The organism is Algoriphagus sp. SE2, assembly GCF_039563885.1.
In the GTDB taxonomy this organism is placed as follows: Bacteria; Bacteroidota; Bacteroidia; order Cytophagales; family Cyclobacteriaceae; genus Algoriphagus.
Genome location: NZ_JBCLWJ010000011.1, coordinates 135,680 through 151,075 on the forward strand (window position 1 = coordinate 135,680; position 15,396 = coordinate 151,075).

Below are 15,396 nucleotides of genomic sequence, written 5' to 3' on the forward strand. Positions count from 1 at the left end.
GGGGCTAGAAAACTACTGATTAATTGTATTCCAGAAAAAATATTGCCCTAAGAAGATTAAAAATCCTCACCCTGGTCTGTGTCTCATAGACCGGAACCTGCAGCGTCAAGTGGTCTTTGAAGAAACAGACTACGGCTCCTAAAGGAAAATCCCGCCCGAAACCTCGATTCGCTGACCATTGATCCAACGGGCATCTTCGCTGCACAAGAAAGCAACTACTCCTCCGATGTCTTCCGCTTCTCCAACTCTTCCCAATGCTGTGGCACCAGAAATCAGCTTTCTCTTTTGTTCGTTATCCCGATTTTCTCCTCCGCCAAACTCAGTCGCGATAGCACCTGGAGCGACTACATTTGCTCTAATCTTTTTGCCTGCCAGTTCCTTCGCCAGATAGCGAGTCAACACATCCACACCACCTTTCATCGCTCCATAAGCAGAAGAATTAGGAAGACTGAATCGGGCCAAACCTGAGGAAATATTAATGATCCCTCCTCCCTCGCTAAGGAATGGAACAGCCTTTTGAGTCAGAAAATACACTCCTTTTAAGTGAATGTTTGCCATCTCATCGAACATGGCTTCGGTAGTTTCCAAGAAAGGAACATACAAGCCAGTGCCGGCATTATTGATCAGGAAATCAAATGTTTCGCGATGCTTTTCGCTTTGGAGGTATTCATACAGAACCGTAAAAAACGCATCAAAGCCTTTGATTTCACTTGTATCCAAAGGGAGGGCTTTCGCGGTTTGTCCCAATTTCTCGATTTCTGCCACTACCTCATTGGCAGCTTTTTCATTGGTATGATAGGTAATAATTAAGTCTATTCCTTTTTCGGCTAAGCGGAGCGCCATATCTCTTCCCAATCCACGACTTCCTCCCGTGACCAAAGCTATTTTCGTTTCTTTCATTTTATCTGTTGTTTTTGTTTCTACAAATCTCAGGTAAAAACGGTTCCAAGGTGTAGCCAAATCTAGGAATGATGTAGCCAAAAAATGGTTTTCCAACTCCTAACTATTCCCGGATTTCCATTCCTAGACTAATTTTTTGGCAATTCGCCTAAAAAACACCCTGTACTGGGTATAGGGATAAAGAATTTATTTGACGTTCTTATGAGTCTTAAAATCGGCAAAATGCCATTTCCTAAGATTTTCAATTTTGGATAGGTTACAGATATATAAAATGTATGCGAAACTAGTTTCGCATACACAATCGTTAGCGGAAATATAATATGAAGAAAATCATCTTCCATTTTAAGGAAAACTGGATTCGACACGGGTTTGAAACATTAGTAGTTGTGGTTGGGGTTATCATTGCGTTTGGGCTAAATGACTGGAATGAAAGTAGCAAAGCTCGGATTGCTGAAATAGGGATACTAAATGAGCTTATTTCATCTCTTGAAGCTGATTCAAGTGCATTGAGCATCAATATTGCCTTTCATAATCAAGCTATAAAATCAAGTGAAATAATACTGACTGTTTTAGATAGTAAAGGTGCATTCAATGATTCTTTGTCACGTCATTTTGCCTCTATTAATAATTACACCACGTTTGCAAGTGCTCTTGGGCCTTATGAATCATTAAAATCAATGGGTTTTGAAACCATATCTAACAAATCATTAAGATTGGAAATAATTAGTTTATATGATCAGCAGTATATGATACTCAAGAATAATGAAAGAATACTCACCGAAGATATTCAAGAGCTAAAAAGACATTATTATCAGGATCACTTTGAAGAGTTTCAAGTTATTATACCAGATCCACCATATTATGCTGGCAAAATGGTGCCCAATAATTTCAATGAACTTATGCTGAATAAATCCTTCAGATATTTTGTTAGAACCTTAATTAATGACCATGCCAGCTTTAATTTATTGAATAAAATGAATGTGGAACGAGTTAATGAACTGAAAAGAAAATGCCAAGAAGAAATTATTCGACTAAAATAAACTTCCGCTAACAAAAGATTAAATGAATTAAAACTCATTTAATCATCATCGTTGTAGAAAATAAAACTAAAATGAAAAAACTATTATTAGGTATATACATATTTATGATTCTTTTTAGTTGTTCAAATAAAGAGAATCATACTGCTGTAGAAGAGAAAACAAGACAAAATGTCGAATACAATAATGTTCTCAAAGACACTATTTTGTTAGACTTTGATATAATGCAAGTTAAAGTAATTTTCGAATCTGATTCTATTTTGAAATGGAATGTTATTGATGATGATTTGGTGGATTTCCAAACTGAAAAAAGTCAAACATTGCATTTAAACAAACATTCAGTTATAACAACTTGGGTTGAAACAGAAACTGACGGAGACCATATCACTCAATTTGCTGATTTTGAGAATAATGTTGTTGCATCAGTAATAAGAAAAAAGGATGGTACTATTTTTACAGTCTCAGGTACTATTTCGGAGAATGAATAAAAAACTATGTACAAAAACACCTATGCGCAATACCCTACGGGATAAAGCGCATAGCCTTAACGTTAAAACCAGCCCTATCCATTCCTCAAATCGCATTCCCTACTTTCCCTCCAAATCCCCTTCAATTAACTCCAAAATATCACCTAGATCCTCCAGTAAGGGTTCATAATGATTTGTTTTTGTAGCCTCAGAGGTCAGCATAAAAATCAGTAACTCATTTTCAAAAGCCCGGGAATCCAGAATACCCAGATTACTTACCTGCTTAGATGGAGCTGGAATATCAAGTACCTGACTGACTCCGGTCTGCTCAAAAATAGTCAGGATACTGTAATCCTCCGTTCGGAACAAATCCAGCACATCCTCCCGCTGACTGCTCAGTTCCGCCTCTTGCCTTTTGATGTCATCCATCGTAGCGAGCCAGGAAGTCAGTTTCTTCCGCAGCTCAATGCTGGAAATATTTTTCAAATTCCCCGAGTTGATCAGTTCGTTTAAAAAGGAATTATTGGGATTAAAAGAAATATCATCCGAGAAAGTACCAAATAGCAATTCAGAAAGCCGTTGATCGGTCGCTTGATTTGGTTCCGAATGGATGAAATTCAGAATTTCCCTTGCCCCATCCAGATTCTTTTGGTTGACAGCCAGCAACTCGGTTAATTTCATTTTGCTCACCTGAAACTCAAATCTTAAGCCCGATAGATAGTTCTGCTCGTTATTGGAATCTATCCTTCGGAGGTTTGCATTGTTGATAGCCAAAGCGATTAGAATCCCTATCACCACCAGCACAATTTCCCCAAAAGCATAAATCAGGTAATTACTGAACCTTCTTTCTTTGATCAGGCTTTCACGAATCTTTCTAAAAAATTTGATCATCGTATTACAAGTAATTATTAACAGCGTCTCTTTTTTCTAAAATCACCTTAAACTAAAAAAAATGACAGGTCGCTCCAATTCAACTTTTAAATATGTTTGAGTCCCAGGCACAACTCCTGCCTATCCTTCTTTTCCAACTTTGAAGGATTTTTTGATTCTATGCTAAACCTAGCATCCGAAATTATTGCGTATTTTTTTGAAAGGTCCTTAGCTCGTGAATTTGGTAGGAAGGAATAAGACTGTACAAACATTTCATGATTGGACTGGTAATCCTTGCAATGCAAAAAATTGGAAGTATTTTAATGATTCATTACCAATACCTTAGATACGAAGAGCCAAACATTTAAACTACCCGATTATCAATCAAAAAAATTGCAGCAGCCAAACACATTTTTTATGTCGGAAAATTTAGCCAAACCCAATCGGATCCTTTCAATTGACGTATTGAGAGGATTTGACATGCTCTTAATAATTTTTGCAGATCGTTTTTTTATCAGGTTAAATCAAGGAGCAGGAACTTCATTTACTGAATCCTTAGCCAATCAATTTGATCATCCGGAATGGTTTGGTTCTACATTCTATGATATTATCATGCCCCTGTTCTTATTCGTTGTTGGAGCCGTTATTCCATTTTCTTTATCCAAACGCATGCAAGAGAACACCTCGAAAAGCGCTATCTACAAAAAACTCATCAAGCGTTTTGTGATTCTTTTTATTTTGGGATGGATCGTTCAGGGTAATTTATTGGATTTAGATTTGTCTACGTTTCATGTTTTTAGCAATACCTTACAAGCAATCGCTGTTGGCTACTTTTTTTCTTGTATCGCCTATATCAATTTGGATAGAAAGTGGCTCTACGCAATTTTTGCCTTTTGCCTCATCGTATACGCTTTGATTTTAACGGTTCCTACTATTCCGGGAATCGGAAAAAGTGTCCTACTTCCTGATCGTAATTATGCTCTGTATTTTGACCAGTTGGTTTTTGGAAGATTTGACGATGGACTTCAGTACACTTGGTTTCTAACTGGATTAGGGTTTACCGCTACTACCTTATCTGGACTCTTTGCCGGGGAACTTATTAAATCAAAACTCCCCAGAGAAAAAGTCGCTTTGTATTTATTAATTGCCGGAATTGCTGCGCTAGGATTAGGATTGATATGGGGGATTTGGCATCCGATTGTGAAAAAAATATGGACCAGTTCATTTGTCCTGGCATCATCAGGAGTTTGTTATATTCTACTGGCCTTATTCTATTGGGTGATTGATGTAAAAGGGAAAATCAAATGGACATTTCCACTGAAAGTGATCGGAATGAATGCGATTACTGCTTATGTGCTTTCTCACGTATTCAATTTCTCTAGGATCGCAGACTTCTTATTATTCGGATTAGAACAATACACAGGTGCGTATTACGGTGTCATCAATACCATTGGAGGTTTTGCAATCCTATACCTCTTATTATGGTATATGTATCAAAACAAGACTTTTATAAAAGTATAATTATCGGTCAAATCAACGCTTTCCTAAACACTAAATGAAATATCTGATCTACGCTGGCATTCTGGGATTTTCTTGTTGGGGTATTTCTGAAGTTATTGAAATATTCAGTGGTTATACTCCATCAGTTTATTATTTAACAGCATCCTATCATTTTTTTGCAGGATTTGGAATCTGGGCTTTACATAAAATCCAATCGGCTAAAAATAATCTCCTAAGTCAAATTGGCGCTGTCATTATTTTGATCACCTACTTAGGATTAACATATTTCCCAATACAGGTCATGAATTCTGGTTTGAGTATTTCTGAATTTCTTGCCGGTAATACCCTCTATAAACTAGTTGGGGGAATTTGGTTTCTGGGAATGATGCTATTTGGTATTTCAATTTTGAAAACCAAATTTTACCCTTTTTGGACTGGTATTATTTTCATTCTGGGAACGATCTTCTTTGTATCAATTTTGCCTTTAACGGGATCCAGCTTACTTCTTAATTTGTCAAACCTCCTATTTTCAATATCAGTCCTTTATTTATTAACTCTTGGCATGAAAAATCTAAAAGGAGATTACTTGAAAAGAAAAATAAATGGATCCTTCGAGTAAGAAGTATCAATAGACCAGTTTTAGTCAATCATCTTCAATAATTTATCGCCCAATTCTTTAGCACCGGAAAGTGGACTATGAAAATTAAAGGCAAGCATCAAATCATGTGGTTTTCCCATCAGTTCCAACGATAGAGCCAATGCTACCCTCCCACCTTTTACGGCATTAAGTTGCCCTTCAAACATTGCTTTTTTCACATCCAACAAGCCTCCTAGCCCTTTCTCAACAATAAAAGTACTGACAGTTGCCATTCCTCCCACAGCATTTTCAATACCCTCCAGGAATTCATTAGCAATAATAAGAGTTGCATTCGCTGATTCTTTTGCTGTAAAAAGTGCCAAAATCCTGGGATCAGCATCAATTGGAAAGGTATTGATAAGTGCTTTTGCTGTTCTTAAAGTTTGTTTAGCTATTTCCAAAGTTCCTAAGGTTGTCGTTTTACCTGTAAATAAGGCCACAATCCGAGGATCAGCATCTATTGGGAAAGCTGTTATGACCGATCTGGCTGCTTTCAAGGTTGCATTTGCTGCTGATAAAGATAGATTGGCTGCCTCCTTGGCAGTAAAGAGACTTAATATGCGAGGATCTGAATCTATAGGAAAGGTATTAATTCCTCTCTCTATTCCTTTTACTACGAGCTTTGCAGCCTCTAAGCCCCCTTTTGCTGTTACCTTGGCTGCTTCAATACCTCCAATTTTCGTATATAGAGCTGTGATCTCTGCCCCTTTGGCCGCTGCATATGCACTATATTCAGCCCATCTGTAGCTTTTTTTATACCAAGGAGAATTATCATACCACTTCTTTTTACTGTTGATATTCCTCCTTAATTCATTTATCCGTGAATAACTACTGTTTATTTCTCTTTGAAGGGAATCAACACTCCTTTGTGCTTTTGTCATTTCATTTTGAGCAGCGACCAATTTTTTGGTATCACTTGCCCTTTCTCTGGCAATCGCTGCTCGCATATTGGTAATATTTGTATCCAAGCCTTTTACTTTGTTCTGCAGGGTGGTAACCGCTTTTTCAGCCTCTTTCACCTTTTTCGTGTCTCTTGCTCTCTCAGCTTTTACCGTATTGCGCATATTTGCAATCTTAGTATCCAGCTCCCGCACCGCATTTTCTACATTAGTGACCTCTCGCTGGGCGCTTTCAACTGCCTTCGTATTCTTTGCTCTTTCATTAACAATATCCCCTCTGGTTTTATCTATTTCCTGTTGAATAGAAGCTATCTTGCTTCTTGCATATTGAATATCATTTTGTGCATCATTGATTTTATTGGTAGCCTCCTGTGCCGCATTTTGAATTGCCTTAACTGCTTCTTCGCGAAGAAAACTTACTAAATCATTACGCATTTGCACTTTCAGATAAAAATCACCTCCCCCTTTCAGGTTTCCACCCGAAGCTTGGATACTTGCCGCAAAAAGATTGAAAATTTTCCCCTCAATTAAGAACTCAAAACCAGTATCATTAATATTAATGTAGACTTGAGATGAAATCCCCAATAAGTAGATCGAACCTGCAATCTCTATTCCCGGGTTTTCCCCCACCATAAGGTTCACATCGATAGTAGGCTTTGGCTGGACTCCTGAACCAGAGATGATGAAAATATTCTCAATATTTATTTCATCCATCTGAGCGAAAATGCGGAAGCCTTTTGTATAATCTAAAACAAAAAGAAATTCAGCATTAAACTCTCCTATATTCATATTCCCTTGAAAACGAAAGCCCTCCTCATAAAACAGCTCCCCTATCTGAGTGGGCATGGGAACAATATGTACGGCTACATCTTCCAAGCCAATATCAAGAATGGTGTTCCTTATTTCAGGGGGTATGTTCCCATAGACATTTCTATCACAAAACTGTTGGATAATATCCTTTAGAAATAGTTGATTAAATGCAGCAGAGACCATGCTCTTTGTTGGGATAACAGTATCCAATTTGACAGCAACACTCCCCTTAAATGAACCGATGGACACCGTACCGGCAAATCCGATAATTGGTGCAGCTACTGCTGGTGGAGGTACAATTCCAACTCCTATTTCAATCGCTAAATCACCGATGGAAAATCCTTTTGTCCCATAGGGTTCTTTCCACTCTCCCAACATGGTAGCCGCGAATGAAGCACTTCTGTTGATTGGAGCAACGCTCATGGTTCCGATAAATTCAAGCTCACTTTCATCCAGCTTTGCCATTACCGAACCTGCAATTCCCACAGAGAAATTGGTTGGAGCGGGATGCAAACGGAATCTCATATTGCCCATTGCAATGTTCTCAGATAATTGAAAACTACCGCCCATATCTGCTTCTAAAATAAGATTAGAAGGTTTGGTACCAATAGCCGCTGAGACATTTAGAGATTCTAAATTCACTAAATCTCCGACTCCTAAGTTGCTTAGGTCTAAATCAGAAATTAAAACAAGGCCTCGGGTAATCTTTTTTCCTTCTGGAATGGTAATAATACTCAAAGGAAGACTATTCGTATCTATACTGGAAAGCACAAGCCCTGTGTCGTTTAAGACTAAATCATCGAGTGCAGATAAGCTTGCATCAATACTTGAAAACTTCCAGTCATCCGCTGGAGCAATTGCTACGGCAAAGCCCCATTTCCCACTTCTGTCCTTACTAACAAGTACCTCCACAGCTCCCAAAGATGAACTCCCTGAAATAGAGAAGGATTTTTTAGTTGGAGATGCAGCTATTTTTACATCTTCTAATGATAGATTCAATACATTGGTTGGAGCAGGGAAACCCTGCAGGGCATCTGTCCCACACAAATCCTGAATAATTGCTCCAAGTGAAAGTGATGCTACCGTAGCCTCAAGCTTATAATCACCGGGAAAGCTGAAAGTTAAATTAAATTCGACCCCACCTATACTCACCTCTCCACCCAAAGTACCAGTAATAGCCTTCCTATTATTTGCAGCTTTTTCACGCTTCAAGGATAGTGTTACCGTATCTATCAACAATCCTGTCACTCCTAAGGGGATTTTCCAATCATTCGTAGAAGTGCCGCTCAGCATAAATTCACCGGTGGTAGAATTAATAGTGAAATCAATATTCTCAAATTTAAAATCTGGCAGGTCAGCCGGAAGCTTCACAGTTTTTAATAACTCCTCTGCTATGGATGAAAGGTTGATGGACGAAATAGTGGAATGAATCGTCAGGTTCTCATCGAGTTTCACAGAAACCATCACCTCAGTACCAAACAATTCAGACTTTCCTTCCAGAAATCCTTCAAATTGATGATTCGTTCTACTTGCATGTAGCTTAAGAGATTTTATTTCAAAGTCACTGCTACTACCAATCCCTATTTTCCAGGTATTTGATGCTGCAGATTGAGAAACAAAGTGGTAATCACCCGTAGAAGGTATTATCGTCAGTGCTGTGTTTTCGAAAGATATTTCAGGCAATTGAGCAGGAAGTGGTAACCCCGACAAGGCCTGCGTTGCAATGCTACCGAAATCAATACGGGGGATTTCTGCCTTTAATTCCCAATCTCCTTCAAAGCCTTTTTCAGCGGTAAGTATGGCATTTACTTCCCCCACTTTGATATCTCCCTGAATGAAGCCAACAAAAGACCTATTCAGGTCCAGCGGACGGGACACATTAATCTCTACTATTAATTTCTCAATTGAAAATACACCAGGTACTATTTCCCATGCTTCTTTTGTCCCAAAGCTGAAGCGAATATTGGCCAATTTGCTTGCACCGAAAGAGGAGGAAGTAGTCACCTCGAGTTCTTTCAGTTGAATATTGCCCAAGACATCAATTTGTTCAGGAATACTGATTGTATTTCGACCTCCCACAACTTGAGCAAGATCAGTAAGAGAGGGGAACGGTATATCTGTTAAATCGGCAGCTAGTACAAGCTCGGATGCTCCTGAATACTCAGCAGTTAAAGGAATTTTAGTGTTTCCCAACTGCATGGTGCAATGCAGACTACCCTTATAATATCGATGCAATAATTCATTTTCTATACTTGGCTCCAAAGTTGCCAGGGATAGGCCCGCCTCTGAAAGCGTAAACCAGGATAGACCCGGGATATCTAATTTATGATCAGCCGGCATCCCTACCTCCACATTAACTATTAGTACCTTGTTTACCTCAGTAATTAGCATTTTAAAATCCAGAGGGAGTCCTGTCGCCCAAGGAGAGGAACCTTTAAGTTCAAGTGTGTTTTCAGCAACATGAAAACTAATTTCTACACCTCCTAGGGTTAAAGATTGGGCTTCTGAGTAGTATTCAAGCAATGTCCCAATTGGAGGGACAATTAATGTTAGTTGATCAAAGGAAAGGATGCCATTTTGAGCTTCATCTTTTAGCTGAGAAGCAAGATCTTTAAGAGTCATGTTGTTTTTTGGCTAAGTGAAAAATGAAAAAATTAAGTCGTTGAGGGAATATAGGATGTCCTTTTAGGTGTCGGCAAGGAATTAGAGGGGTCGTTGTTCCCCAATGAATTTCTCACACTAGCCCACTCTTTTCTAAATCTATTTTCTGAAAAATAGGTGCTGTTTTCTGTCTTATCCACATCCAAAGGACCTAATCCTACACAAATCATTTCGTACAAAACTGTACTACCAGAATCGACATCAACACCGGGCTGCATGCCGTTTGCATTGTAATAAGCATGAACTAATTCATGAGCAAGACCTATTGCTGCTGGCCTATTCTTATTTTGCCCCGAATTCTTGATTTTAAATGAAACAGCCGATGCGGCCTTAATACCAATTTGGGCCTGTTTATAAAATAATATTGTAACCGCTTGCTGTATAAAAGTATGTTTGGATACTTCTAATGCTCCGAAAAACTTCTCTCCAAATTTAGTGTTTCGGGTTTCTAAACTTCCCTTTGTGAACCAGTTCCTCAAATCATCCGCCTTTACTTTGACATTGCTTTGTGGGGAATTATTGGCTTTTGCTGTAAGAAAACCCGAATCAAGGTCTTGAATTCCAAAATGAGTAAGTAAGGGAGCTTTGTTAATTTGATCTGCAAACCAATCAAAGCGTTTTATTTCATCCGCTATTTGACTCACTTCCTGAAGAGCTTTTTTTAATCTATTACATTCATCAACGGTAAGATTCGTATCAAAAAGTATTTTTGCAATGTCACATCTGGTATCAAAGCTTGACACTGAATTGCCGTGTTCAGAAAGATTGATAGTGATCAAAACATCTCCATTTCTGAGAAAATCCAATAATTTTTTTCCGCTTTGAGTTTTATAAATTAGGTCTAGACAATCTTGAACATATTGAACATACCCTTGAACTGCTTTATTGATTAATAAATTGGTACTGTTATAAAAAGTCGCAATATCAGCTATTGTAGTTGTCACTTCATTAGGAAGGCTATAAAGTGTTTCTGGTTTAAAAGCGCTCAAGGGAGAAAAATTATCCATAAACATTTTTTCCGAAAAGCTATTCTTGTTCACTACAATCACAATTCCTTTGATCCCTACCGGATTAATAGGTAATTCATCAAAATTCGCATTCCAAAGTGCCTGATTATTTGGTTCCCAAAGCTTGTAATATTGCTTATTAGAATTTGGAATAATTGGTCCGCCAATTACCACATCGTTACGAACATGATTTTGTCTGGTGCGTGTTCGATTTGATACTAAAAAATTCCCCATGGCCTATTTACTTTAAGTAAGTTTGTTGATTTGTGATAATACCCTTTCCTTTTTCATTAGAATTTCTTTAATGCGTGGGTCTTCTTCGATAGGAAGTAAATGGGCTCCGGCATAAAAAGCCTCCAACTGAATTTTCTTGAATTCAATCTCTCCAACCAATGGATTATGTTCTAAATAAAGTCTTCCAATCTCTTCTTCTTTATCTGAAATTTCTTTCAGTCTTCGAGAGACTTCTATATTCAGTTGCTGTTTAGCTATTGGCTTTTCAAGGTCAGGTACATTGGAAAAATGCTCTTGCCAATCTTTAATCTCTTCCTTTCTCTTTGCACATATTTTTTTGAGCCTATTGATTTTATTGTTTAGTTGTGCTTTGGTTGCAATGAGGCTATTAATTTCAGCTTTAAGAGTTGCTTCCGAAGTTGGACGAGTTTTTCTTTCTTGTTTGACCACCTGTTGAGTTCGTTCCAAAATCTGGTCTAACCTGCGAAGCAAAGCGCTTAATTCTTTTAGCTCATTTGCAGATTTATTTGTTTTAGTAGACATGTTTGCGGTAAGATTTGTGAGGTATTCAGCTAATGCTTAGTTGCTTATTAAAAAATATGCTGAAGTAACTTACTACTTCTTTTTCGATTAGCAATATTATTTTTTGTATTAAGACAGAAATTTTATCTATTTAATTGCTTGAAATTGAACCATTTATAAAAAATATAGAAATTTATTCGAAAGGGACGTTGTCAATTCCATGAATCTCCAGCAATGGCTTTATTAAACTTGTAAAAGAAAAATTTATAAACCAATGAAGAAATATGAGTAGGACTATTATCGCTTCGCTGTAAAATTTGATGTAAATAACTTATTAAAGAAATCAAAATTCATTATCTTCCTATAGCTTTTATACTTAGTATAATTTCAATTAAATATCAAATTTTTTGAAGCTATGCGATTTGATGTAAATTATTGTTCCATTTTTTTAAAACATGATTCTCTTCGAAGCTTATTGATTCTTTTACTATCAGCTATAATTTTTGCTTGTGATTCCAATAATAGTGATAGTGACCAAAAGCCTGATCCTCCAGAAAAAATAGAAAGCAAACTAATCTGGCCGATTGATTGTATTCCCGGAAAAACTTGTACAAACCTTGGTTACCCAGACATCAATAATACAGGTCTTGCTTTTGACTGTCAAGAACCCGGATACATAGGGCATCAAGGAACGGATATTGGAATCAACTCTGAACAGATGGAGGCAGGTATTGATGTCTATGCCGCGGCAGATGGTATTGTTCAATGGGTATTTGATGGGAAATACGATAAATGTCCCGATAATCATCCAGATTGCGATTCTCCTCCTTCAGGATGGGCCATTCCTGGACAATCTAACGGATATAGGGTTTGTACAGAAGTGGGAAATTATTGTCAAACTGGAGAATATGGCTGTTTCTGGTGTTTTGATGGAGGAAATGTTGTGGTCATCATGCACCCTGGTATCCCAGGTGTTTTTGCTACCCGGTACGATCATTTTAAAACAAATTCAATCACAGTAAAGCCCGGAGAAATGGTTTCACAAGGGCAAAAGATTGGAGAAGTAGGGAGCGCAGGGAATTCCTCCGGACCTCACTTACATTTTGAAGTTTGGGGAACAGGGTATTATGAACTGATTGATCCTTGGGCTGGAGAATGTGGTCCAAACTTTAATTCTCCACTTTGGAAAAATAACCCACCATGGGATTAATCGGATCTTCCAATCTTTCTGGAAGACTTTTTTTTAATAAACCTCACTTTTTATTTAAACTAAGAATTATTTTCATTTACTTAAAATGCAGTAGGTGGAATATTCAATAAACGTCTCTTAGCTAAGGTTAAGTACACTGTTTATCTTAATGCTTGAAACTTTAAAAATTGAAATAAAAAAATTCCTCTTAGCATTCCTTTTATTTTTTTCAATTCATCAATCAGAGGCTGAATGCATAGGCGGAATATCCTACTGCCCAAAAAAAATACGATCAGCCAAAGTCCATTAATAATTGTGGAAGGTTACAGCTTTGGTCAAATAATAATTTACTCTTTTCAGTATGATAGAATTCCATTTTTAGAATCTGAGAATGGAGAAATGGTTGAATTGGTACTAAAAGAATTTTTAGAAGGACAAAGAGGATTAACGCAAGCAGTTTTCAGACCTTCCAAAAAATTAAAACTTCGTAAAAAGTACTTTTTGAAATTTACAGAAATTCAAGGAGGGTTCAACTTAAGTAACTTAACCAGATACAATACTGAAATAGGTGAAAATGAAAGGGTAGCTTGGGAAGTTACTCAAAGAGAATCTGACATATTAAAATCCGGTATAAACTTAGAATTTGAGAAGACAAATGTGGAATATTCTGCCGAAGGGCCTGAGGCAAATGCCATCTTCCAACCCCATCATGGTTCTGAATCCGAAATATGGTATAGAGCTGAAGTCTATGACGAGCAATCCAAAAGTTCAAATATTATTATCCTTACTGAATGGCAAGGAAAATTGCAGGTAGGACATGGGATCTGCGCAGGTGCATTCAAATTCAACAAAGATGGAAATTACAAGGTCCGGTTTACTCCAATGAACATTGATGCGAAGGAACTAACAACGACGGAATGGACATCTTTTGAAAGTCCTTATAAAAACGCTGTGAATCCTTTCGGATTGGATATTTTAAAACCAGCTTCTGACGTGAAACATCCTATTTTTGACGCGTTATTCCCCTCCTATTTGTATTTGAATTGCTAGGTTTGAAATACAAGAAACTAACATAAAAATCATGGCTCTAATAAACCCCTACATCAACTTCAATGGAAATGCTGAGGAAGCATTTAATTTTTACAAAGCTGCATTTGGTGGAGAATTCGCAAACATTATGCGATTTAAGGATATGCCAAGTTCGGAGCATCCCATTTCAGAAAAGGAAGAGACAAAATCATGCATATCGCACTTCCTATCGGCGGAAATATCCTAATGGGAAATGACGTTCCCGAATTTATGGGCAAGGTCAATGAAATGGAAAACCGCTCCAAAATCTCCATCAGCGCAGAAAGCAAAGAGGAAGCCGATCGATTATTCAATGCGCTTTCAGCAGGAGGATCTGTGGAAGTCCCCATGGACAATAGCCCTTGGGGCTCCTATTTCGGCATGTCCCGGGATAAATTTGGAATTGAATGGATGATTGATTTTGATCCAAAATTCAGTGGAAAACCTTAAAAAAATAAGCCTCATGTCTCCACGAGGCTTATTTTTTTATCTGATCATTCCCTCAATCACAGGAGCAGCCTTGTCATCTGGATACTCCAAACCAAGTAATTTGAAAACAGTTCTAGCAACCATCGCAGTTTGCCACTGCCCTTTCATTTTCATTTCTCCCAGAGCAGGAGTATCCGGTCCTATCGCAGCAAGCCAAATTTCTCCTGCCTCCGGAATGGAAGATCCATGTCCTCTCCAACTGATTTTGCTTGTTCCTCGACCATGATCCACACCAATAATCAAGGTTGTTTTCTCCTTGTATTGAGGATCAGATTGGATAAAATCCCAGATCTCTTTGATATAAGCATCCGTTTGCTTGGCTGACCAGATGTATTGATCGTAATGATTTTCATGCGCCCAATCATCTGTTTCTCCATAAGAGATATATAGCACCTTTGGCTTTTTGGTTTTCAAAGCTTCCATTGCATAATGATGCGTAAAAGGATCTAATCTAACCCCTCCCCAAGGACCTCTGATTTCATCTTGCATGCGATTCAGTAATTGTTCCTTTTCAGTAAGCTGATCACCTTCTGCTTTCGCAAAACCGGCATTTACCGGAATCCCGCTTCTTGTTTCATTGATGATAAAAGGGAATACATCCCAAGACCCAAAAGCTAAAACTCTCCCTTTGTAAGCTGGGATTTCATTCAAATGCTCCAGCATTGTTTTGTTCGGGTTGTTTATCTTATCGTTACTCGTGATCCGCTCATCATCTGCAAATCCACTCAGAAATTCATTATACCCCGGATAGGAAAACCACATGGTGTTTTGGTTATTAACGAAGTTTCCATAGGCACGATTCCCGTATATTTGACCCTCTTTCGCTAGCGTATTCCAGAAAAATGGAAGTAATTTTTCTCTTCTAACTAGCGGATCATCATCCCAAAAATCAGGCAATAAAGAGCCAGGTGTTTCAATCATTCCTGTATCATCCACCAGCAAGGAATCAGCACCAGTGAACACTTCTTGCCATCTCATCCCATCGAAGGTAATTAAGATCACATTTTCTGTTTTATTTTCCTGAGCATGTACAGATCCAGCAAGAAATAAAAACCCAAAGGAAAGAATAAGGCTAATTTTTATAATTTTCATTTCATTGATTTTCA

The 15,396-nt window shown here is 37.8% G+C and carries 14 protein-coding genes; 8 read left to right on the forward strand and 6 right to left on the reverse strand.

The features are described from left to right. Positions 1 to 138 precede the first annotated feature (138 nt). Complete coding sequence (locus AAGF08_RS13955; RefSeq protein ID WP_343511850.1) at positions 139 to 900, reverse strand: SDR family oxidoreductase; 762 nt, start codon at positions 898 to 900, stop codon at positions 139 to 141. 320 nt (positions 901 to 1,220) lie between these two features. Here AAGF08_RS13955 and AAGF08_RS13960 point away from each other — a divergent pair, with 320 nt between their 5' ends. Both AAGF08_RS13960 and AAGF08_RS13965 read left to right on the forward strand, forming a co-directional pair. Continuing rightward, positions 1,221 to 1,940, forward strand: coding sequence for a DUF6090 family protein (locus AAGF08_RS13960; RefSeq protein WP_343511851.1), 720 nt, complete (start codon positions 1,221 to 1,223; stop codon positions 1,938 to 1,940). A gap of 71 nt (positions 1,941 to 2,011) precedes the next feature. After that, positions 2,012 to 2,425 carry a hypothetical protein gene (locus AAGF08_RS13965; RefSeq protein ID WP_343511852.1) on the forward strand — a complete coding sequence of 138 codons (414 nt, stop codon included), beginning with the start codon at positions 2,012 to 2,014 and terminating at the stop codon, positions 2,423 to 2,425. A 99-nt stretch (positions 2,426 to 2,524) separates the two neighbouring features. Here the strand turns inward: AAGF08_RS13965 and AAGF08_RS13970 are convergent, their stop codons facing one another. Then, positions 2,525 to 3,295 carry a hypothetical protein gene (locus AAGF08_RS13970; protein ID WP_343511853.1) on the reverse strand — a complete coding sequence of 257 codons (771 nt, stop codon included), beginning with the start codon at positions 3,293 to 3,295 and terminating at the stop codon, positions 2,525 to 2,527. A gap of 396 nt (positions 3,296 to 3,691) precedes the next feature. Here AAGF08_RS13970 and AAGF08_RS13975 point away from each other — a divergent pair, with 396 nt between their 5' ends. Continuing rightward, positions 3,692 to 4,795 (forward strand): DUF5009 domain-containing protein, encoded by a 1,104-nt coding sequence (locus tag AAGF08_RS13975; RefSeq protein WP_343511854.1) that lies wholly within the window; start codon positions 3,692 to 3,694, stop codon positions 4,793 to 4,795. Positions 4,796 to 4,829: 34 nt separating this feature from the next. Then, the gene (locus AAGF08_RS13980; RefSeq protein ID WP_343511855.1) at positions 4,830 to 5,393 is read left to right on the forward strand and encodes a hypothetical protein; all 564 of its coding nucleotides are present in this window, start codon (positions 4,830 to 4,832) and stop codon (positions 5,391 to 5,393) included. Between the two features lie 20 nt (positions 5,394 to 5,413). Here the strand turns inward: AAGF08_RS13980 and AAGF08_RS13985 are convergent, their stop codons facing one another. Genes AAGF08_RS13985 through AAGF08_RS13995 form a run of 3 tightly spaced genes read right to left on the reverse strand, consistent with a single transcriptional unit; the run spans position 5,414 to position 11,565 of the window. Then, positions 5,414 to 9,742: a hypothetical protein gene (locus AAGF08_RS13985; RefSeq protein ID WP_343511856.1), complete on the reverse strand. Its 4,329-nt coding sequence runs from the start codon at positions 9,740 to 9,742 to the stop codon at positions 5,414 to 5,416. A 32-nt stretch (positions 9,743 to 9,774) separates the two neighbouring features. Further along, positions 9,775 to 11,022: a M91 family zinc metallopeptidase gene (locus tag AAGF08_RS13990; RefSeq protein ID WP_343511857.1), complete on the reverse strand. Its 1,248-nt coding sequence runs from the start codon at positions 11,020 to 11,022 to the stop codon at positions 9,775 to 9,777. Positions 11,023 to 11,034: 12 nt separating this feature from the next. Beyond that, complete coding sequence (locus AAGF08_RS13995) at positions 11,035 to 11,565, reverse strand: hypothetical protein (RefSeq protein WP_343511858.1); 531 nt, start codon at positions 11,563 to 11,565, stop codon at positions 11,035 to 11,037. Between the two features lie 394 nt (positions 11,566 to 11,959). Here AAGF08_RS13995 and AAGF08_RS14000 point away from each other — a divergent pair, with 394 nt between their 5' ends. The 4 genes from AAGF08_RS14000 to AAGF08_RS14015 all read left to right on the forward strand — a co-directional run bounded on the left by AAGF08_RS14000 (position 11,960) and on the right by AAGF08_RS14015 (position 14,251). Then, entirely contained in the window at positions 11,960 to 12,754 is a 795-nt protein-coding gene (locus tag AAGF08_RS14000) for a M23 family metallopeptidase (RefSeq protein WP_343511859.1), read from the forward strand. Positions 12,755 to 12,985: 231 nt separating this feature from the next. Next, on the forward strand, positions 12,986 to 13,783 hold the full coding sequence (locus tag AAGF08_RS14005; protein ID WP_343511860.1) for a hypothetical protein: 798 nt from the start codon (positions 12,986 to 12,988) through the stop codon (positions 13,781 to 13,783). A gap of 31 nt (positions 13,784 to 13,814) precedes the next feature. Further along, the gene (locus tag AAGF08_RS14010; protein WP_343511861.1) at positions 13,815 to 14,009 is read left to right on the forward strand and encodes a hypothetical protein; all 195 of its coding nucleotides are present in this window, start codon (positions 13,815 to 13,817) and stop codon (positions 14,007 to 14,009) included. Then, on the forward strand, positions 13,973 to 14,251 hold the full coding sequence (locus tag AAGF08_RS14015) for a VOC family protein (protein ID WP_343511862.1): 279 nt from the start codon (positions 13,973 to 13,975) through the stop codon (positions 14,249 to 14,251). Before AAGF08_RS14010 ends, AAGF08_RS14015 begins: the two co-directional genes overlap by 37 nt. 36 nt (positions 14,252 to 14,287) lie before the next feature. On the opposite strand, the gene AAGF08_RS14020 is transcribed toward AAGF08_RS14015, so the two are convergent. After that, positions 14,288 to 15,382, reverse strand: a complete 1,095-nt coding sequence (locus AAGF08_RS14020) for a phosphoglyceromutase (protein WP_343511863.1) — start codon at positions 15,380 to 15,382, stop codon at positions 14,288 to 14,290. Positions 15,383 to 15,396 lie beyond the last annotated feature (14 nt).

Bases quoted from the DNA above. Each gene is read 5' to 3' on its own strand.
- AAGF08_RS13955 (WP_343511850.1), bottom strand. From the start codon at position 900: ATGAAAGAAACGAAAATAGCTTTGGTCACGGGAGGAAGTCGTGGATTG.
- AAGF08_RS13960 (WP_343511851.1), top strand. From the start codon at position 1,221: ATGAAGAAAATCATCTTCCATTTTAAGGAAAACTGGATTCGACACGGG.
- AAGF08_RS13965 (WP_343511852.1), top strand. From the start codon at position 2,012: ATGAAAAAACTATTATTAGGTATATACATATTTATGATTCTTTTTAGT.
- AAGF08_RS13970 (WP_343511853.1), bottom strand. From the start codon at position 3,295: ATGATCAAATTTTTTAGAAAGATTCGTGAAAGCCTGATCAAAGAAAGA.
- AAGF08_RS13975 (WP_343511854.1), top strand. From the start codon at position 3,692: ATGTCGGAAAATTTAGCCAAACCCAATCGGATCCTTTCAATTGACGTA.
- AAGF08_RS13980 (WP_343511855.1), top strand. From the start codon at position 4,830: ATGAAATATCTGATCTACGCTGGCATTCTGGGATTTTCTTGTTGGGGT.
- AAGF08_RS13985 (WP_343511856.1), bottom strand. From the start codon at position 9,742: ATGACTCTTAAAGATCTTGCTTCTCAGCTAAAAGATGAAGCTCAAAAT.
- AAGF08_RS13990 (WP_343511857.1), bottom strand. From the start codon at position 11,022: ATGGGGAATTTTTTAGTATCAAATCGAACACGCACCAGACAAAATCAT.
- AAGF08_RS13995 (WP_343511858.1), bottom strand. From the start codon at position 11,565: ATGTCTACTAAAACAAATAAATCTGCAAATGAGCTAAAAGAATTAAGC.
- AAGF08_RS14000 (WP_343511859.1), top strand. From the start codon at position 11,960: ATGCGATTTGATGTAAATTATTGTTCCATTTTTTTAAAACATGATTCT.
- AAGF08_RS14005 (WP_343511860.1), top strand. From the start codon at position 12,986: ATGCATAGGCGGAATATCCTACTGCCCAAAAAAAATACGATCAGCCAA.
- AAGF08_RS14010 (WP_343511861.1), top strand. From the start codon at position 13,815: ATGGCTCTAATAAACCCCTACATCAACTTCAATGGAAATGCTGAGGAA.
- AAGF08_RS14015 (WP_343511862.1), top strand. From the start codon at position 13,973: ATGCATATCGCACTTCCTATCGGCGGAAATATCCTAATGGGAAATGAC.
- AAGF08_RS14020 (WP_343511863.1), bottom strand. From the start codon at position 15,382: ATGAAAATTATAAAAATTAGCCTTATTCTTTCCTTTGGGTTTTTATTT.